This window comes from Chromobacterium sp. IRSSSOUMB001, assembly GCF_023507765.1.
In the GTDB taxonomy this organism is placed as follows: Bacteria; Pseudomonadota; Gammaproteobacteria; order Burkholderiales; family Chromobacteriaceae; genus Chromobacterium; species Chromobacterium haemolyticum.
In genome coordinates this window covers 154,739-173,937 of the sequence record NZ_JALCYU010000002.1, presented here as the reverse complement: position 1 = coordinate 173,937, position 19,199 = coordinate 154,739, and the positions used below count along the sequence as shown (strand labels likewise).

18 protein-coding genes are annotated in these 19,199 nt (G+C 63.6%); 16 read left to right on the top strand and 2 right to left on the bottom strand.

From position 1 onward, the window contains the following. Positions 1-132 precede the first annotated feature (132 nt). The 13 genes from MOV80_RS02875 to MOV80_RS02815 all read left to right on the top strand — a co-directional run bounded on the left by MOV80_RS02875 (position 133) and on the right by MOV80_RS02815 (position 13,972). Positions 133-1,713 (top strand): GspE/PulE family protein, encoded by a 1,581-nt coding sequence (locus MOV80_RS02875; RefSeq protein WP_198001636.1) that lies wholly within the window; start codon positions 133-135, stop codon positions 1,711-1,713. Then, positions 1,694-2,443, top strand: coding sequence for a hypothetical protein (locus MOV80_RS02870; protein ID WP_249604823.1), 750 nt, complete (start codon positions 1,694-1,696; stop codon positions 2,441-2,443). Before MOV80_RS02875 ends, MOV80_RS02870 begins: the two co-directional genes overlap by 20 nt. Continuing rightward, positions 2,431-2,964 carry a hypothetical protein gene (locus MOV80_RS02865; protein ID WP_249604822.1) on the top strand — a complete coding sequence of 178 codons (534 nt, stop codon included), beginning with the start codon at positions 2,431-2,433 and terminating at the stop codon, positions 2,962-2,964. The genes MOV80_RS02870 and MOV80_RS02865 overlap by 13 nt, the downstream gene beginning before the upstream one ends. A gap of 32 nt (positions 2,965-2,996) precedes the next feature. Beyond that, positions 2,997-3,554, top strand: coding sequence for a GspMb/PilO family protein (locus MOV80_RS02860; RefSeq protein ID WP_249604821.1), 558 nt, complete (start codon positions 2,997-2,999; stop codon positions 3,552-3,554). Continuing rightward, on the top strand, positions 3,551-3,994 hold the full coding sequence (locus MOV80_RS02855) for a hypothetical protein (RefSeq protein ID WP_019101942.1): 444 nt from the start codon (positions 3,551-3,553) through the stop codon (positions 3,992-3,994). The genes MOV80_RS02860 and MOV80_RS02855 overlap by 4 nt, the downstream gene beginning before the upstream one ends. Positions 3,995-4,043: 49 nt before the next feature. Then, the gene (locus tag MOV80_RS02850) at positions 4,044-5,876 is read left to right on the top strand and encodes a secretin N-terminal domain-containing protein (protein WP_081574663.1); all 1,833 of its coding nucleotides are present in this window, start codon (positions 4,044-4,046) and stop codon (positions 5,874-5,876) included. Between the two features lie 7 nt (positions 5,877-5,883). Then, on the top strand, positions 5,884-6,360 hold the full coding sequence (locus MOV80_RS02845) for a type II secretion system protein (RefSeq protein WP_107731625.1): 477 nt from the start codon (positions 5,884-5,886) through the stop codon (positions 6,358-6,360). Beyond that, entirely contained in the window at positions 6,335-6,721 is a 387-nt protein-coding gene (locus tag MOV80_RS02840; RefSeq protein ID WP_019101945.1) for a prepilin-type N-terminal cleavage/methylation domain-containing protein, read from the top strand. The genes MOV80_RS02845 and MOV80_RS02840 overlap by 26 nt, the downstream gene beginning before the upstream one ends. Continuing rightward, on the top strand, positions 6,708-7,166 hold the full coding sequence (locus MOV80_RS02835; protein WP_019101946.1) for a hypothetical protein: 459 nt from the start codon (positions 6,708-6,710) through the stop codon (positions 7,164-7,166). The genes MOV80_RS02840 and MOV80_RS02835 overlap by 14 nt, the downstream gene beginning before the upstream one ends. Positions 7,167-7,430: 264 nt before the next feature. Further along, a complete protein-coding gene (locus MOV80_RS02830; protein ID WP_019101947.1) occupies positions 7,431-8,114 on the top strand; it encodes a response regulator transcription factor in 684 nt (227 codons plus the stop codon). A 199-nt stretch (positions 8,115-8,313) separates the two neighbouring features. After that, a complete protein-coding gene (locus MOV80_RS02825) occupies positions 8,314-10,593 on the top strand; it encodes an ATP-binding protein (protein WP_107731626.1) in 2,280 nt (759 codons plus the stop codon). A gap of 172 nt (positions 10,594-10,765) precedes the next feature. Next, positions 10,766-12,232: a lytic polysaccharide monooxygenase gene (locus MOV80_RS02820; RefSeq protein WP_249604820.1), complete on the top strand. Its 1,467-nt coding sequence runs from the start codon at positions 10,766-10,768 to the stop codon at positions 12,230-12,232. 261 nt (positions 12,233-12,493) lie between these two features. Then, positions 12,494-13,972, top strand: coding sequence for a lytic polysaccharide monooxygenase (locus MOV80_RS02815; protein WP_249604819.1), 1,479 nt, complete (start codon positions 12,494-12,496; stop codon positions 13,970-13,972). Positions 13,973-14,085: 113 nt separating this feature from the next. Here the strand turns inward: MOV80_RS02815 and MOV80_RS02810 are convergent, their stop codons facing one another. Together MOV80_RS02810 and MOV80_RS02805 are read right to left on the bottom strand one after the other, a co-directional pair. Then, entirely contained in the window at positions 14,086-14,421 is a 336-nt protein-coding gene (locus tag MOV80_RS02810; RefSeq protein ID WP_249604818.1) for a DUF1484 family protein, read from the bottom strand. Between the two features lie 10 nt (positions 14,422-14,431). Next, positions 14,432-14,695 (bottom strand): hypothetical protein, encoded by a 264-nt coding sequence (locus MOV80_RS02805; RefSeq protein ID WP_249604817.1) that lies wholly within the window; start codon positions 14,693-14,695, stop codon positions 14,432-14,434. Positions 14,696-15,310: 615 nt separating this feature from the next. On the opposite strand from MOV80_RS02805, the gene MOV80_RS02800 reads away from it, so the two are divergent. Genes MOV80_RS02800 through MOV80_RS02790 form a run of 3 tightly spaced genes read left to right on the top strand, consistent with a single transcriptional unit; the run spans position 15,311 to position 19,197 of the window. Beyond that, positions 15,311-15,832: a fimbrial protein gene (locus MOV80_RS02800; RefSeq protein WP_249604816.1), complete on the top strand. Its 522-nt coding sequence runs from the start codon at positions 15,311-15,313 to the stop codon at positions 15,830-15,832. Beyond that, a complete protein-coding gene (locus MOV80_RS02795; protein ID WP_249604815.1) occupies positions 15,813-16,604 on the top strand; it encodes a molecular chaperone in 792 nt (263 codons plus the stop codon). The genes MOV80_RS02800 and MOV80_RS02795 overlap by 20 nt, the downstream gene beginning before the upstream one ends. Positions 16,605-16,614: 10 nt before the next feature. Beyond that, complete coding sequence (locus tag MOV80_RS02790) at positions 16,615-19,197, top strand: fimbria/pilus outer membrane usher protein (RefSeq protein ID WP_249604814.1); 2,583 nt, start codon at positions 16,615-16,617, stop codon at positions 19,195-19,197. The last annotated feature ends 2 nt before the right edge of the window (positions 19,198-19,199 follow it).

The window sequence follows — 19,199 nt, the reverse complement described above, 5'->3', positions numbered from 1 at the left end:
AGTAAGAGCGAGACCAGGCGAAAACGGTTGAGAAAGCGGAATGTACCGGTGGTGCATGGGCATTTCTTAAGGAGTTTTCAACATAGTATCGCCGCAGCGCGGCAGATTACGAACAGGCTTAGAGGAGGAGTGATGGGAGCATTAATGGACTCCGCGTCGCCGGCCGGTTGGCAATGGAGGCGCGAAAGCGGAGAACAAGACCTGCCTATGGCCGAGCTGTTGAGCAGGCAACTGGAGCGCGAGCCGGGCAGCCTGCCGCTGGCTGCCCGGCTGCTGGGCCTGGCCGCTCTGAGCGAGGCTCAGGTAGGAGAGGCGGCTGCGCGCTTCGATCTGCTGCCTCTGGCTGAGGCCCTGTCTTGTCGGGCGGCGCCGCTGGAGTGGCGGGGCGGGCTGTATCTGGTGATGGCCGAGCCGCTGCGGCTGGATCTGCGACTGCGTTTACAAAACCGGCTGTTGGGCGGCGAGCAGCGCTTCGCTATCTGTTTACCAGGCGTGGTCGACGCCTGGCTGAAGCAGGCGGAGGCCCGCGAGCGGGTGATGGACGGCGCGGAAGTGGACTTGGCCGAGGACAGCCTGGCCAAAGCGGTGGAGTCGATCTCGCTGACCAGCCTGGCCAAGGATGAAAGTCCGGTGATTCGTCTGGTTAACATGACCCTGTACGACGCCTTGCAAAGCCGCGCCAGCGACATCCACCTGGAATCGCGCGACGACGGGCTGCAAATCCGCTACCGCATCGACGGTGTGATGCAGTCCATACGTCAGGTGCCGGGACAGTTGGCGGCCAGCCAGACCATGTCGCGGCTGAAAGTGCTGTCCAGCCTGGACATTGCGGAAAAGCGCGTGCCGCAGGACGGCCGCTTCAAGGTGGCGTTGCAAGGCCGCGAGGTGGATTTCCGCGTCTCCATCATGCCGGGCGCCCACGGAGAAAACGCCGTATTGCGCCTGTTGGACAAATCCCAACGAGGCGACAGCCTGAACTTGGACAGCTTGGGCTTTCACGGAGAGACCGCGCGCCGCGTGCGCGCGCTGGCGCAACTGCCCTACGGCCTGACCTTGATCACCGGACCCACAGGCAGCGGCAAATCCACCACCTTGTACGGCGCGCTGGCGGAGATCAACACCGGCGAGGAAAAAATCATCACCATCGAAGATCCGGTGGAGTACGAAATGGCCGGCATTCTGCAAATTCCGGTGAACGAGAAAAAAGGTCTGACCTTCGCCCGCGGTCTCCGCTCCATCCTGCGTCATGATCCGGACACCATTCTGGTGGGCGAAATCCGCGACGCCGAAACCGCCGCCATCGCTGTGCAGTCGGCGCTGACCGGCCACCGCGTGCTGTCCTCGGTACACGCCAACGACGCCTTTAGCGTGATAGACCGCTTCCTCTACATGGGTGTGGAGGCGGCCACTTTTCTGGAAGCGCTCAACGGCGTGGTATCGCAGCGCCTAGTGCGCCGGCTTTGCGTCGCTTGCGCCGGCGCGGGGTGCGACCACTGTCGCGGCGGCGGCTTCCACGGCCGCATTGCGCTGGCGGAAGTGCTGCGTCTGGATAGCCGGATGAAAGACGCGCTGCTGGAGCGCTCGCCGCAGAAGCGCCAACAGGCGCTGGCGCAATGCGCCGACTATCAATCGCTGCGTGACGCCGCCCGGGAGGCGGTAGCGCGCGGACTCACCACCTATCAGGAGGTCAGCCGTGCCGTGGCCATGGAATGACAGAATCGTATTGATCGACGCCGAACTGGCCACCCTGCTGCCGCCAGGCGACATCCCGGGCCAGCCGTGGCGCTGTCGTCATCACGGCAAGCCGGCCGAGGCGCTGGCCATGTTGCTAGGCGGCGTCAAGCGCCGACGGCCGGCTTGGCGCAACCGCGTGCAAGTGCTGTTGGGATATCCGTGGGCGCATAGTCAGCTCTTGCCGTGGCAGGACGGTCTGCCCGGACAGCGCGGCCAGTGGCGGGCCTACGCGCAGGGGCTGCTGCGCGAACGCGGCGTAGCGGGGGAACTGGACATTCGCCTGGCGCCGGCGGTTTACGGCGCGGCGCGGCTGGCCTTCGCCGCCCAGCTTCCGCTAGTGGCCGGCTTGCGCGCCGCCGCGCGGGAGGCCGGCTGGCGGCTGGCCGGCTGCCGCGACTTGCTGTCCTCCTGCCTGCAACACCATTCGCGCGCGCCGGCCTCGGGCGGGCTGGTGTTGGCCGAGGCTGGCGCCGTCACCTGCTTGTGGCGGGGCGAGCGCGGTTGGGAAGAACTGCTCACCCTGGCGCTGGCGCCGGGACAGTGCGCGGCCGAAGGCGTGGCGGCGGCGGAGGCCTTGTGCGGCCGCGAGCCCGGCGGCGACTACGACTGGTGCGCGACCCAAGGTCCGACGCAGCAGCCGCTGGCGGCGCGAGCGCGCTGGCTGGGTTTTCCCCACCCTCTTCTTGCTAGCCAGCCATGCGCCGCTTGAATGCCCGCGGCCTGGACTTTAGCCGCCCCGAGGCGAGCGCGCCGCTGGCCGGCGTCGCCGCCATTGTCTTGCTGACGCTGTTGGCGGCGCTGGGCTGGAGGCAATGGGAGTTGGAGCTGCTGGCAGAGGACACCGCTGCCTGGGAGCAGCGGCGGGAGCAACAACGTTTCTTGCGCGAGCGCGAACAGCGCCGCGACCAGGCCGCCTCGCCGGAAGCGCGCAAGGCGCAGGCCTTGCTGCAGGCCCAAGGCGACGATCAAACCCGGCTGCGCCCGGCGCTGCTGAGGGCGATCGAACAAGCCTGGTCGCCGCGCTTGGGTATTTTGTCGCTGCATCTTGAAGGCGCTGGCAAACAAGCCAGGCTGGAGCTGGCCGCGGCGGAGCTGCGGGAAGTGTTCCATTTCGTCGAACGGTTGAATCTGCCGTCCGGCCAGGGCCAGGCGCAGCTGCTTCGGCACGGGCTCAAGCCCGGCGATCCGAACCAGCCGGTGCTGGCCACGGTGCAGGTGGTCTTGCGATGAGGGCCTGGATGCAAAGCGCTGGACGTTGGCTTGTGGCTTTCAAACGCGGCGCCCGGCCCGTCGGCGGCGGACGGCAATGGCGCGCCAGGCTGCGTTGGCAACGGCAAACGCTGGCTTGCCGGCTGGGACGCGGCGGCCGGTTGTCGCTGGCGGCCTCCGGTCTGCTGCTGGTTTACGGCGCGCTGGTGCAAGAGGCGCAAGATACGGATTTGCAACAGCGCCGTCAGCAATTGAGTGCCCCGTTGAGCGCGCAGCAGTCGACGACGGCGGGGCGAGAGCGGCAATGGCAGGCCCAATTGCGGCTGGCGCTGGTTCCGCGCAAGCTGGCCTTGCTGGAGCAACTGCGCCAGTCCGGTCTGAGCGTGTCCGAGGCCAGCTACCGGGAGGACGTGGAAGCCGGCGGCGCTTTGCGCCGCGTCTCGGTCGAGCTGAGCGCCAGCGGACGTTATCCGGATTTGATGGCGGCCTTGGGCGAGTTGGCCGCGCAGCCGCTGTTGAGGCTGGAAGCGCTGACGCTGGAGCGGCCGCATACCGACACCGAGGCCTTGAGCATGCGCATGCGATTCAGCCTGCTGGGAGCAGGGCGATGAGGCGGGGCGCGCATTGGCTGGGCGGCCTCGCGCTGGCTTGTGCGACGCTGGCGCTGGCGCAAGGGCCGCAGGCCGGCGGCGTCAACCTGTTTCCAATTCAGAACTGGGCGTCTCTGCGCGAGGAGACCAAGCCCGTCGTCCCGCCGGCGGACGCCGCGCCGGAGCTGGCCGCTCCCTTGCCGGAGGCTCCGTCTGAAGCCGCGCCGGCGCCGTTCAGCGCCGTCGGCGAATGGCGGCAGGACGGCCAGCGCGTGGTGGTGTTGGAGGGGCTTGGGCGCAGTTTCCTGCTATGCGCTGGCTGCAGGATGCCCAAGGCCTTGCAGCCGGGCGCAAAGCTGGCGGAGCAATACACATTCAAGGCTGTGGAGGCGGAGCGCGTGCTGCTGCTGGACACCGAAGGGCGAGAGCATTCGATTCCGCTGCATCCATTGGCTAACTGAGGCGTCATTGTCACCGCGACGACGCCGTTTTCACTAGGCACCAGGCATCATGAGACATTGCAAACCCACACTGCTGGCCCTCGCCCTCGGATTGACGCTGGGCGGATGCGCGCTGCCCGGGCCGGTCAAGAAAATCTTCGATCCGGCTTCCCAGCCCGGCGCAGAAGAACAATTGCGCGCTGCCGAAACCGCCTTGCGGCGGAAGCCCGACGATGTCGAGCGCCGCAAAAACGTTGTGGTCAAGAGCGCGGCGTTGGCGGAGGAGGCTCTGCGGACGGCCAAGGCCAGGATGGACACCGGCGACGATGCGGCCGCGCTGGCGGAAGTGAGCCGCTTGCTGGCGCTGGCGCCGGAGCATATGCGCGCCCAGCAGTTGAAACGGCAACTGGAGCGCCGGCTGCGGTTGAAGTTGGAGCTGGACGCCGCCGCCGAGATCGGTGCGCAGCGTCCGCGCGAGGCGCTGGAACGGCTGGGCCGCATCTTGCAGGAACAGCCCGACTACCCGCAAGCGCAAGCGCTGCGCGACGAACTGCAAAATCAGGAAGCCGGCCGTCGTGACGCGCGCCCCAGCCTGGCCGAAGCCTTGCGCCAGCCGGTGACGCTGAACTTCAAGATACAGCCGATTTCCAGCATCTTCGACGCGATTTCCCAACTGGCCGGCATCGACTTCGTGTTCGACCCGGAAGTGCCCATCGCCGCCCCCGCCAGCATCGTCGCCAGTCAGACCACGGCGGAAGATGCCATCAATCTGCTGTTGCGCACCCATCAGCTGGAAAAGAAAGTGCTTAGCCAGCACAGCATGCTGATCTACTCTGCGCGATCGGAAAAAGCCAAGGAATATCAGGAGTTGCTCACCCGCGCCTTCTACCTGAGTCAGGCCAACGCCAGCCATGTGCTGGCCGCGCTGCGCCAGATCAGCTCGCCCAAGAACGTCCACCTGGACGAGCGCACCAATGCGGTGATCGTGCGGGATACGCCGGAAGTGATGGCGGTGATCGAACGGCTGGTGGCCAGCCTGGACATCGCTCAGTCCGAAGTGACCATGGATGTGCAAGTACTGGAGGTGAACACCAACGACGTGCTCGACGTCGGCGTCGACTATCCGGCGGAGCTGCGTTTTTCGGTGCTGCCGAAAGAGGGCTCGGACAAGGTGACGGTGGGAGACCTGCTGGGCCTGAACCGCGACGGCATCGGCGTAGGAGGCAGCAATGGCGGGGACCTGGGCGCGGCGATCAAACTTCTGCAAAGACAGGGGAAGACCAAGGTGCTGGCCAACCCCAAGATCCGTGTGCGTAATATGGAAAAGGCCAGCATCAAGATAGGGGAGAAAGTGCCGGTGGTTACCACCACCAACGCCAACGGCGTGGTGACGGAGTCGGTCAACTATCAGGATGTCGGCCTGATCCTGCAAGTGGAACCGCGGATCAGCCTCAGCAATGAAGTCAGCGTCAAGGTCAATATGGAGGTCAGCAATCTCAAGGGCGAAGTCAAGACCGCCGGCGGCGGCACCGTCTATCCGATGAGCACCCGCAACGCCGAAACCGTGATGACCGCGCGAGATGGCGAAACCCAGGTGCTGGCCGGCCTGATCAAACAGCAGTACGACCGTGGCAGCAGCGGCCTGCCCGGTCTCAGCACCCTGGGTTGGCTGGGCAGCTTGTTCGGCAGCCAGAAGCGGAGCGCGGAAAACACCGAGCTCATTTTGCTGCTGACTCCGCGCATCGAGCGGGCGCTGGACCTGCCGGCGGCCTCCAACAGCTACTTCCATTCCGGCACAGAGGGGCGAATGACACTGGAGCGTCTGACTACCGAAGCGGCCAGGCCGGTCGTTCCCGCCAATGCCGCCGCGCCGGCGCTGGACAGCCCGCTGGCCGCGCCCTGAGGTGCTTATGTCGCGTCAAACCGGTTTCACTCTGATCGAGATGCTGGCCGCGCTCACCCTGATGGCGTTGCTGCTGGGAGCCAGTCTCCCGCTGAGCGAACTGAGCAGACGGCGCGCGCAGGAAGCGGAGCTTAGACACAGCCTGCGGCAGATCCGCAATGCCATCGACGCCTACCGCCAAGCGGTGACTGACAAGAAGATAGAGGTTTCGCCGGATCGCAGCGGCTACCCGCCCAGCCTCGCCAGCCTGGTCGACGGGGTGACGGACAAGAGCGACCCCAACGGCGGCAAGCTCTACTTCCTGAGGCGGCTGCCGGCGGATCCGATGTGCGAAGGCTGCGCGGGCGCGGACCCGGCGGCCAGTTGGGAGACGCGCAGCTACGCCAGCTCGGCCGAGGCGTTCTCCTCCGGCGGCGACGTATACGACATCCGTTCCAAAAGCCTCAGAAAGGGCATCAATGGCGTACCCTACCAACAATGGTAAGCCGGCGCGCGGCTTCACCCTGATTGAATTGCTGGTGGTCATGAGTATCATCGGCGCGCTGATGGCCCTGGTTGGCCCCAGCTACTTCAAGCATAACGATCGCGCCCGCGAAACCGTGCTGCGCCACAATCTGGCCGCGCTGCGCCAGGCGATAGACGACTACCGCGCCGACCACGGCGCCAATCCGTCCGCCTTGCAGGATCTGGTGGGCGGCCGCTATCTGCGCGAGTTGCCGCTCGATCCCGTTGCCGGCCGGCGCGACGGCTGGCAAACCAAGCCGGCGGAGGAGGGGGGCGTTGGCGACGTGGCCAGCGGCGCGCCTGGCGTAGGCCTGGACGGCAGCAGCTATGGCAGTTGGTAAGCAGCGCGGGCTGGCCTACCTGGGGGTGCTGGCGCTGTCGCTGGCCATGGGCGTCGCCCTCAGCGCGGCGGCCAGCGCCTGGAGCCGGCAACTGCAACGCGACAAAGAAGAAGAGCTGCTGCATATCGGCCTGCAATTGCAGCGCGCCATCGCCGCCTACCATCGTTCCGGCCCCGCGCCGGCCTATCCCAAGTCCCTGGAAGCCCTGCTCAAGGACGAGCGCTTGCCCTTTACCCGCCGCTACCTGCGCCGGCTCTATGCCGATCCGCTGACGGGCAAGCCGGAATGGGGGCTGATCAAGGGCGCGGACGGCGGCATCGTGGGCGTGCATAGCCTGGCGGAGGGCCGGCCGCTGAAACAGCGGGGCTTCGCCGCGGAGCTGGGCGATTTCGCCGACAAGGGCAGCTACCGGCAATGGGTGTTTTTGGCGCCAACCGCGCTGTGAGGCTGATGCAGGGGATATTTATTGCTTTGGAATGCTTTTTTGTTTGTTTTGATCCTAATGAGGATGGATTAATTAAGGGCTTATTGAGAAAGTTAAGAGTAATCCTATATCTTCCCTAGTCATCCTTCCGTAAGAATCACCTTCTTTTGCGATTTGCGGCGGCCTCCTGTCTATAGCTTTGGAATTCGCGAGCGCACAGAGGCACTGGTGCTCTCCGTTGCCGCTTCTACCGTGAATCCGCCTCATTTAACCGAAACACATATTATGATTGTCGCAATTTTAGAAGACTGCCCGCTCCAATCCAGCAGCATCGTCAGGTTGTTGGAGCAGCATGGCCATCAGCCCATCACCTGCGCCGATGGAGACCAATTCGTCGCTCAATTTCGGCAACAGCGCTGCGACGCGATGCTGCTGGATTGGGGGGTGCCGGGCCGGGACGGAGTGGAGGTGCTCAAGTGGGCGCGCGCCAAGTTGCCGCAAGCGCTGCCCATTCTGATGGTGACCCAGCGCGACGACGAAGAAGACATCGTGCTGGCCTTGGAGCACGGCGCCGACGATTACCTGCAAAAGCCGATTCGCGAGCGGGAACTGCTAGCGCGGTTGAACGCCCAGTTCCGCAAGCAGCAGCGGCTGGGTGATCCGGAGGCCTCGTTCGAGGTGGACGGCTACACTTTCAACCCGGAGGCGCGCAGCATCAGTTTTCCCGGCGGCAAAGCCACGCTGCCGGCGCGAGAATTCGTTTTGGCCACGCTGTTGTTCCGCAACCTGGGCCGCATTCTGACCAAGGACTTCCTCAGTCAGCGCATCTGGGGCCAGCCGGACCGCAAATACGACGCCAGCCTGGCCACTTATGTCAGCAATCTGCGCTCGGCGCTGGGCTTGAGACCGCGCAACGGCGTGGTGATCTCCACCGTGTACAACTACGGCTACCGGCTGGAGAGAGTCTGAGCTGTTCATAATCCGTGGCGCATCGGGGGACGCCGCGCGTGATGAACGTCGTCTTCTGAATGCGCGCCTGTCGTATGCCCGCTTCGCGTCTTCAGCCGGTGCTGTCTTGCCCCGCTTGCCCGGTGGATTTTAAACAAGTTCAGAGTCTGGCGTCGGAAGTTCGATCCCCTGCGTTCTCATTCCGCGTTTTGGATGTCTTATGAAATGGTTTTGCCAAGCGCTTCGGCGCGTGCGTCGGCATGATGTGCGCTTCCTGATCGCTTTCGTCCTGTTGGCGGTGGTGTTTGCCATCCCCAATCAGGATGCCCTGTTCCATTCGCTGGACCGCTTGTATTTCGAACTGCTCTCCACACTGCAAACCGAAGACGATGAACACGATGTCGTGCTCGTCAACGTCGACCAGGCCACGGTCCAGGCGTTGGGGCGCGAAGAGGTCAACGGCAATGTGCTCTATGCCTCTTTGCTCGAGCGCCTGAGCCAGGCGGACAGCGTGGCGCTGAATATGAACCTGATGTCGCGCCGAGACGAAGGCATGCTGGCGAACGCCATTCGGCGTCATGGCCGCGTAGTGCTGGCTTTGCCGGCCGAATTCCAGCAAGGGGAGGGGAGAGACGGCCCCGGACCCTCAGCCGTGTACGCCGCTGCGGCTGGGCAAGGACATCGCGAGCTGCTGATTGGCGACCGCAGCGTGGTCACCGGCATCGTGCCTTACAAGCTGCATGGGGAGAAACTCGCCCCGCATATGGTGATGGAGGCTATCCGCGTCGCCGGCTATGAGCTGCCGCCGCGGGAAAATACCTGGTGTTTTGCCGCGCTGTGGCGGCGCTGCACGCCGCAAGCCGACGGCTGGCTGCTGGTGCTGCCTGCTCAGCACCATATTCAGCAGTATTCGATGTTGGATGTGTTGACCGGCGCGGTGCCGCGGCAGGCGTTTCACAATAAGATCGTTTTTGTGGGGCACCTGGCGCTGGACCCGTTTAAGGGGCTGCGCGCCAACCGTTATCCACTGGATCGAGAAGGTCACACCCGCAGCCAGATTCTGGCCTTGCAAACCCAAACCCTGATGAATCACGGCCCGGTTGCCATGTTGGCCGCTCCGTATAAGCTATTGGTCAACTTCGGCATTATGTTCGTCCTGTTGCTGATCTGCCTGTTGACGCCGCCGGCGCGCATGCATGTCCGCGCCTGTTTGTGGCTGGGAGGCTGTTGGCTGGTGTCCACCTTGCTACTGCTGCAGAGCCAGGTTTGGATTCCTGTGAGCTCGCCTTTGATCGGAGGTCTGCTGATCTACGCCGGCTGCGCTTGGCGCTGGCAGACAAAGACCCATCTATTGTTACGGCAGGAAATGGCTGCGATGCAACTGAGCTTGCGCGAGGCCGGCATGAATCTGCCGCTACGCGCCCAGGTGACCGAAGCCGGCGCTGATGAAATAGAGCGCTTGATGCGGCAGATGCGCGCCTGGCAAAACTCTTACGCCAGCGTGCTCAATATGTTGCCTTACCCCATTTTCTTTGAACAGGGCGGCAAAATCATTCTCAGCAACCAGGCGGCGCGCAAGCTGCTGTGCGAGCACGGCGCCTCGGATAAAGCTGAAGCCTGGGTGCTGGGTCTGGCCGCGCCGGCCCGCGAGAAGGCGCTCCGCAGCGGCGGTATCGGCGTGGAAGAGGTGCGTAGCGGCCAGGGCGAGCATATGTTGCTGGTCACGCCTTGTCATGAACTGTGCGACGGACTGTCCAGCAGCCTGATCAGCCTGGTAGACCTGCAAAACGTCAAGGCCAGCGTATCCGGCGACCGGCGCGTGCTGCGCCAGATGGCGCACGACCTGCGCAACCCGTTGACCACCATGCTGGCGATGATTGAACAGCGAGGCGGCGAAACCGGGCCGCGGCAGGATCAATTCTTCAACGATCTCCGTCGACAAGTGCATTACAGCCTGCGCGTGGCGCAGGATTTCATGCAACTCTCTAGGGCGGAACAACTCGATCCGTCCAGCTTTCTGCCAGTGGCGTTGACCGATCTGGCCGAAGACGCGATGGACCAGATCGAAGCCAGCGCCCGTCAAAAACGCATCACGCTGCATGGGCCGGAAACAGTGGAAGCGCTTTGGGTGCGAGGGCATTACGACATGCTGCTGCGCGCCGTGGTCAATGTACTGGACAACGCCGTCAAATACTCGCCGCCCAATAGCCATATCGTGGTGAGACTGGAACGATGGGGCGAGATGGCCGGCATCAGCGTGACGGACCAGGGCATAGGCATTCCCGAGCATGCGCTGCCCAGGCTGTTTGAACTGTTTTATCAAGTGGACGAAGGCCGCCGCGACGGGGCTGGTTTGGGCCTGCCCTTTGTCAAGGCGGTGATGCAAAGCCATGGCGGCAGGGTAGAGGTCAAATCTCAAAGCAGACTCGGAAGTGAGTTCCTGTTGCTGGCTCCAAAGATAGAGGCGGAGAAGGAGCTTGGAGCGTGCGGGTCTGCTTGAGCATCTCTTGAGATTGATTGGGGGAGCAGTAGGGGTTTGGAACAATGGTGCGGGCAGTGACGGCGCTGGGCGCTGTCCCGGCCTCTGAAGCCGTTCAATATCCTATCGCCGCTGCGCGGAAGGCCTAGAACGGACGCTGATGTACCCCACCCACCTTTATACAAGGAACACCATGTCCCAATCCCGCAAGGCCGGCAGTTTCGCTCTGCCCGCGCTGGCGTTGAGTCAGATCGCCGCTTCTCTGATGTTGCTGGCACCAGTCGCCGCCTCCGCCCATGGTTCGATGGAAGAGCCGATCAGCCGTATTAAATACTGTCATAGTTATGATAGTCCTGAAAATCCTAAAACGCCGGGATGCCAGGCTGTTAAGCAAAGCGGCGGCTCGCAAGCCATCTATGACTGGAATGGCGTGCTTCAAGGCAACGCCCACGGCAATCATCAGCAAGTGGTGCCCAACGGCAAGCTGTGTGCCGGCGGCGCTAAAAAATTTGGCGGCCTGGATGCGGCCGTTGACTGGCCGGCCACCACCATCCAGCCGGGACCGGATGGCAAATACACGATGACTTATCATCAGACCGCCCAGCACCAGACCGCTTATTTCAAATCCTATATCAGCAAGGATTCCTATGACTTCAAACGCCCGCTGCGGTGGGATGATCTGCAGTTGATCGGTGATTCCGGCGCGGTGGCGCCCAGCGCCAAGACCAAATTGGATGTGAAGATTCCGGCGGGGATGCAGGGCAAGCGCGTGATCTACAACGTATGGCAGCGCAGCGACAGCGGCGAGGCTTTCTACAGCTGCTCCGACGTCAACATCGTGGCCAACAACGTGGATTTCAAACCGCTGGGCCCGCTGACGGCAAGCCCCTTCGAGGCCAAGCCCGACACCACCATCACCTTGCGCGTGTTCGACAAGTTGCGCGGTACGGACCTTGAACGGCATCCAATCACCATCGCAGCCGGCCAAACCGCGGCCGATGAATGGACCTATGCGCTGGCTTCCGCGGTCAACGCCAAATCCAGCGTGGTCAATGTCGGTCAACTGCAAAACGGCAAAGTGGTGCCGGTCAAGAACGCCACCGCCAACACCGTGTTCGGCCTGGGCAAGGAATACAGCTTTGTGCTGGAGCAATCGGACGAGGGCGGCGGCAAGCCGCCGGTGGACGAGATCGCGCCGGGCAAGGTCACCGTTAGCGGTCCGGCCAGCGTCAACGGCGGCGCCAACGTCAGCCTGACGGCCAAGCCGGCCGCCGGCACCAATCTGAAATACCAGTGGACTGTGTCGCCCAGCATCGCTGGGCTGCCGTTGAACGCCGCCACCCTCAACTTCAAGGCGCCAACGCCGAAGCAGGACACCCGTTACACCTTCCTGGTCAAGGTCAGCAATGCGCTGGGCAGCCAGGACGCCAGTCACGCGCTGCAGGTCAAGGCCAAGGACGATGGCGGCAAGCCGCCGGTAGAGGGCAGCTGGAATGCGGCCACGGTCTACAAGACGCCTTGCACCAAAGTCACCTACCAGGGCAAGGAATGGCTGAATGGCTGGGAGATCAGAGGCATCGCTCCGGGTTCGGATGGGCAGTGGGGAGCGTGGCGCGAGGTCGGTGTTTCCAATATGCACGCGATGTGCAAGGGGCAGTAGGCCGTGACGGCTAGTTTGAACGCGGCCAGCTTCGGTTTGGCGCGCGTTTAAGACCCGGTTGCGGGTTTTGCCCGGCAGACGTGAGTCTGCCGGGTTTTTGCCGTGGATGATGGACATCGCCTGGGAATCACTGAAATTTAGCTTTTATTGAGAATGATTGGGTGCCGTGGCGGGGTTTGGAACAATGCGGGCAAGCCCTTTCCCGGCCGCGGATGGCCGGAGAGGGCGACAACCCAACCCTTGGACTTAAGGTTTTAGAACATGACCGCACCTCGCACCGCCGGCAAGCTCGTCCTGCCCGTGCTGGCCCTGAGCCAGATCGCCGCCTCCCTGATGGCCATTGCCCCGTCCACCGCCTCCGCCCATGGCTCCATGTCTTTCCCGGTAAGCCGTGAAGTGGCGTGCAAATTGGAGGGTGGGCATTGGAGCGGCTCCAGCAAGTTTTCCGGCTGCAAGGCCGCGGCGACCGCTGTCGACGACTGGACTGCGAATGCCCAGGCCAAGTCGGACGGCAACCATCAGCAGCTGGTGCCCAACGGCAAGCTGTGCGGCGGCGGCAAAGCCGGCAGCTGGGCCGAGTTGGACAACCCTAAACACAGCTGGCCGACGGCCACGGTGCTGACGCCGGGCGCGGATGGAAAAATGACTTTCCGCTACGCTCAGAGCGCTCCGCACTACACCAAGTATTTCGAGGTATTCATCAGCAAGGACAGCTACGATCCCTCCAAGCCGCTGACCTGGAACGATCTGGTGTCCATCGGCAAGGACCAACGCCGCGATAGGCCGGAGCTGACTGGCGATCTGGCCAGCCGTAAAGTCGGCTACACCGACATCGCGGTGACGCTGCCGGCCTGGGCTACCGGCAAGCGTGTGGTCTACACCGTATGGCAGCGCGCTCCGGACGACAACGACGAAGCCTTCTACTCCTGCTCCGATGTGGATGTGGCTTCGGCCAATGTCCAGTGGAAACATAGCGGCACAATCGACAAGAGCAACACGGTGCTGAGCCCTGGCATGAAAGTGACCATGCGCGTGTTCGACCGCGCGCGCGGCAGCGATATTGGGCGTCATGAAATCACTGTGGCCGCCGGTCAGCAGCGGCCGGAAAAATGGGTGTACGCGCTGGCTCAGCAAGTGAATCAGGAGTCCCGCATCGTCAAGCTGGGCAAGCTGGTGAACAACGAGGTCAAGCCGCTGGAAAGCGCCACCGACAACGCGGTCTATGGCCTCAACAAGGCCTACAACTTCGAAATCGAAACCTCCATGGGCGAGATCAAGCCGCCGCCGGTGGATGAAATTGTGCCGGGTCAGGTCACTGTCAGCGGCAAGACCGAAGCCAAGGCGGGCGAAGCCGTCATCCTGAGCGCCCAGGCCGCCACGGGTACCAATCTGAGCTATCTGTGGGATGTATCGCCCAAGATAGACGGCTTGCCACTGAATGTCTCCACTCTCAACTTCAAGGCGCCGACGTTGCAACAGGACACCGCCTACCGCTTTACGGTCAAGGTCAGCAACAGCAAAGGCGAGCAAACCGCTGCGCATGCGCTGACGGTCAAGGCCGACGACAGCGGCACCACGCCGCCGGTGGAGGGCGAAGCCTGGAAAGAGGGCGCAAGCTATAAGGCCGGCCAGGTCGTCGTATTCGAAGGCAAGCAATATCGCTGCTTGCAGCCGCATACCGCTTGGGCGGGTGCCGGCTGGACACCGGCTTCGCAGCCGGCTTTGTGGGCGCTGCTTTAAACTAGGCGTCGGCTCCCGCTCGTAGCCGTGTGTTGCTAGCTGGAAGCACAAGCCTCTTGTTCTGAGAACAAGAGGCTTGTTTTTTTCAAGGACGCATCGGCGTGGAGTGCTGCTCAGCGCAAACCCTCCAGTCCGTGTAGCGCCGCCTCCATCTGCTGTTGGAACGGCTCCAGCAACACGCGGATCTGCTTGCCAGGGAAGGTTTCCTCATCATGTCGCAGCAGCAGGGTCAGCACGCAACTCAAGGCTAGCTCCGCCTCGCGCAGCACCGCCAAGTGCTCGCGCAGCGCCTGGTCCAGTTGCTGCCGGGCCTGTTGCGCGCACGCCAGCGGTGCCTTGGCACTGGTCTGCCGCGTTTGTATGGCGTGCAAGTCGAGCTGGTGCTGCAAGTCCTGCAAGGCCAGCTCCAATTGCCGCAGCGAGCGGCGGCCGGAAATAGGCATTTCCATCGCTAGCTCCTTAATGCAAGGCCAACAGCGTTTCCAGGCCGCGTTGCAGTTTTTGCTGAGCCGGCTCCAGCGCCATGTGCAACACATCGCAGGGGCAGGGCTGCTGCTGTCCCTGGCGCAGCATGCGCGATAGCGCTTGCAGGCTGGAATGGGCGTTTTGCACATCGAACAGCGCGGCGCGCAGATAGCGGTCGCGGGCGTGCAATTGCTGCTCCAGCCGTTTCAGCGTGGCCGGCGCCACCGTGTTGAACGGGCGCAAGTTGGCAAAGATCACATCCAGGGGCAGAGGGGGAGAGAATAGCGCGCGATAGCGCAGGGGGGGATTGATTTGTCATCGGAAGGCTCCTCTGTGAAAGCCTGCCTCCGCTGCTAAACGGATACGGCAGGCGGATAACAGGGTTAGCAGACCGGTCACAGACACCCGGTAGGCGCACACGTGCGCCTCCCCGCCACCGCCTGCCTTGGGGCCGGTCTATGGCGAGTCCATGAATCAAGCTGCTAAACCTGAGTGCCGTGGAATGTCACGGCACGCGGCGATTGTTGCCTATGGTGGCGGGCGGGTCAAGACGAATGGTCGGTTGGGCAGGTGTGGGTAGCGCAATGGCAAGCTGAGACAAGCGGTAGCGGACTACAGAGATATCAAGAGTCGTAGTGAAATTAAGGCGGTTAGTTATGTGGGTTTAATATGGGGAAAAATGATTATTTAATTGACATTTCTGTTGTTGCGTTTTCAGGCTTCTGCTTGATTAGTTACTGATTTTTTTAGGATTAATCCTATTCAAATTCCTTGATGATACTTAATAGAATTGATAAGCCTTTTTACAGACTGATGAATTGGTTCCATATGGATGGAAAGGCACTTTAATAAATATCAATGGAGAGTAGTCTCATGAAAAAAATCGTCGTTTTGGCCAGTCTATGCCTGCCGGCTTTGGCGTGGGCGGATAACACCATTAATTTCCAGGGCGAAGTGACTTCGCAAACCTGCTCGGTGGATATCAACGGCAACGCCACCAGTCCGCTGGTGCTGCTGCCGACGGTGCCGACGACCAGCCTGAGCACGCAGGGGGATGTGGCCGGGCAAACCGATTTCACCGTTCGCTTGACCGGCTGCGAAGCCGCGCCTGCCGGCGGCACCAAGATCAATACCGTGTTCGTGGCCAATAGCCTGACCGGGGACGGCAATATCGGCAACGTCGGCACCGCCGGCAAGGTGGCCCTGCAATTGCTGGACCCGGCCGCGCCGCAAACCCCGTTCGACCTGACCGGCGGCCACAAGGCGCCTGGTCTGGAGTTGCTGGAAGGCAAGACTACGGCCGAGCACACCTTCGCCGTTCGCTACTATGCCGAAGGCGCCGCCACCGCGGGTTCGGTATTGGGCAGCGTGCAGTATGCGGTTTCCTACTTGTAAACGCAGCAGCCTGCCGGAGCGCGGCACGTCTAACGCCGCCGCGCTCCGGCGCGCGCTGCTGCCGGCGCTGATCCTGCTGGCCGCGTGGCCGGCGGCCTGGGCCAGCGTGGTGCTGAACAATACCCGCATCGTCTACCCAGGGCAGGCCCGCGAGAGCAGCATCCAGCTGCGCAACGAGGACGCGATACCCAATGTGGTGCAAGTGTGGCTGGACGCCGGCGACGTGGATTCCACGCCGGAGCGCGCCACGGCGCCGTTCGCCGCCATGCCGTCGGTGTTCCGCATGGAGCCCAAGGCCGGCCAGACCGTGCGGCTGGTGTTTGACGGCAGCGAGCTGCCGCAGGACCGGGAGTCGGTCTACTACTTCAATATGCTGCAGATTCCATCGGTCAACGGCGAATTTTCAGAGCAAAACCAGATGATGGTGATGCTGCGAAGCCGGCTCAAGTTGTTCTACCGCCCGACGGGCATCCAGGGCAAGGTTGAGCAGGCTCCTAGCCAGTTGCGCTTCTCCTTGCAGCGGCAGGGGCGCGCGTGGCGGCTGGTGGCCGACAATCGCAGCGGCTACCACCTGTCGCTGATTGGCGGCGAGGTGCTGAGCGGCGGCAAGGCGCATGCTTTCAGCGCGGACATGCTGGCGCCGTTCTCCCGCGGCAGCTGGCCGGTGCCGGGGCTGACGCAGGCCGGCGCGCCGTTCTCCGTGCGTTTCAAGCATGTCAATGATTACGGCGGCGTGAACGAGGTCGAGTCCGCCGCCGTGGCAGCGGAATGATTGCCCGGATATGACGCCAAATAGCTATCGCGGTCAGTGGTTTCCTGGCCTTCCCCCGGTGTTGGCCGCCAGCGTGGCCTGCTTGACGCCCGGCCTGGCCTGGGCCGAGCCGGGCCGCGCCGCCACGGAGACAGCGCCGGCGCTGCTGGCGTATCGCTTCGACAGCCGTTTGTTGCTGGGCTCCTCGCTGGCGAACGGCCTTGAGCGTTTCAACACGCCCAATCAGGTGGACCCCGGCGACTATCTGGTGGATGTCTTTGTCAATGGCGCGTTTTATTCCCGCCAGACGGTGAGCTTCCGCCGTGAAGGTGAACACCCCACTTCCGCCTGCCTGGACCAGGCCTTCCTGCTCAAGGCCGGAGTGCTGGCGGAAAGCCTGCCGCCGGACGAGGACGCGGCGGCGGCATGCTGGCCGCTGGCCCTGCGCATTCCCGGCGCCGGCAGTGTGTTCGACCTGCCGCGCTTGCGCTTGGATCTGTCTGTGCCGCAGGCGGCGATGAAACGGCGGCCGCGCGGTTATGTGGCGGAAGAGGACCTGGACGCTGGCGCGGCCATCGGCTTCGTCAATTACGACGCCAACAGCTATCGCTCCAGCAGCGGCGATGTCAGCAACACCTATCATTACGTCTCCGCCGACGCCGGGGTGAACCTGGGACTGTGGCGTTTGCGCCAGCAATCCAACTACAGCGGCGGCATGGCCGGCGGCGGGGGCTGGAATCATATCCGCAGCTATGTGCAGCGCGCCTTGCCCGCCTGGCAGAGCGAGTTGACGCTGGGGGAAAGCTCCACCGGCGGCAGTCTGCTGAGCGGGCTCAGTTTCCGCGGTGTGCAACTGAGTAGCGACGACCGGATGCTGCCGGAGTCCTTGCGCGGCTACGCGCCAGTGGTGCGCGGTGTGGCGGACAGCAATGCCCGGGTGGTGGTGCGCCAGGGCAAGCAGGAGATTTATCAGACTGTGGTGGCGCCGGGCCCCTTCGTGATCGACGACCTGTTCCCCACCAGCTACCAGGGCGACCTGGACGTGGAGATCACCGAGGCGGACGGGCAGGTGAAGCGTTTTACCGTGCCCTTCGCCGCGGTGCCGGGATCGATGCGGCCGGGCCAGACCCGCTACAGCCTGACGCTGGGCCAACTGAGCAACGCCTTGGACGACAAGCCAGTGTTCGCCGATTTCACCTATCAGCGCGGCATCAACAACGCGCTCACCGCCAATATCGGCGCGCGGGCGGCTTCCCATTACACCGCCTTGCTGGGCGGCATGGTGTGGGGTACCAGCTATGGCGCACTGGGTGCGGACGCCACTTATTCACGTTCCCGCGATGGCGACGGCAGCCTGAACCATGGCTGGCGCGCGGCCTTGTCGTATAGCCACACCATCCAGCCCACCGCCACCTCCATCACCTTGGCCGGCTATCGCTACTCTACTCGCGGCTACCGCGATCTGGTCGACGCCCTGGGCGCGCGGCAGGCTTTTCAGCGCGGCGAGATCTGGAATTCCAGCACCTTCCAGCAGCGCAACCAGTTCACCGTCAGCGTCAACCAGCGGCTGGGCGGCTACGGCAGCCTGGGGCTGTCCGCCGCGGTCAGCGATTACTACAACGGCAAGGAGCGGGATACCCAGCTGCAGCTCAGCTACCAGAACCAGTTCCGTTCCATCAGCTACGGGGTGTCGGTATCGCGTCAGCGCGTCGGCCAATGGCAAGCCGGCGGTTCGGCGTTTCAGCCGCTGGACAGCGGGCGAGTTCGCAATACGGTGATGTTCAATCTGTCGATGCCGCTGGGCAAGGTCCGGCGCGCGCCGATGCTGGCGGCGTCGATGAGCCGCAGCGAGGGCGAGCGCAATCTGCAATTGTCGCTCAGCGGCACCGCAGACGAGGCGCAGACGGTCAGCTACGGCATTAATGCTTCGCACAACTCACAGAGCAGTTCAGGCGCGTTCGGCGCCAATGTGCAAAAGCGTTTCCCGCTGGCCACGGTGGGCGGCAGCTATTCACGCGGCCGCAATTTCACCCAAACCGGCGTCAGCGCGCGCGGCGCGCTGGCGGTGCATCGCGGCGGCGTGACTTTTGGTCCTTATCTGAGCGAAACCTTCGGCCTGGTGGAAGCGCCCGGCGCCAGCGGCGCGGCGGTGCGCAACGGCATGGGCGCCACCGTGGACCGCGCCGGCTACGCGCTGATCCCGTCGCTGACGCCGTATCGCTACAACGACGTGGCGCTGGACAGCAAAGGCCTGGCCGATGGCGTGGAGCTGCAGGGCGACCAGTTGCGCACCGCGCCGTACGCCGGCGCGGCGGTCAGGTTGAAGTTCGCCACCCGCCGCGGCCAGGCGCTGCTGATCAAGGGCCGGCTGGCCGACGGCTCGGTCTTGCCGATGGGCGCGATGGTGTACGCGGAAGACGGCGCCAATATCGGCATGGTGGGCCAGGGCGGGCAGGCCTATGCGCGAGTGGCCGCGCGCAAGGCCACGCTGCGGGTGAAATGGGGCGAAACGGCGGACAGCCAATGCGCGTTGCCGTACGCGCTGCAAGACGATGCCGCCAGCCGGCCCATCATCCGCCTGGAGGCGGAGTGCGCGCCGCTGGCCAAACAATGAGG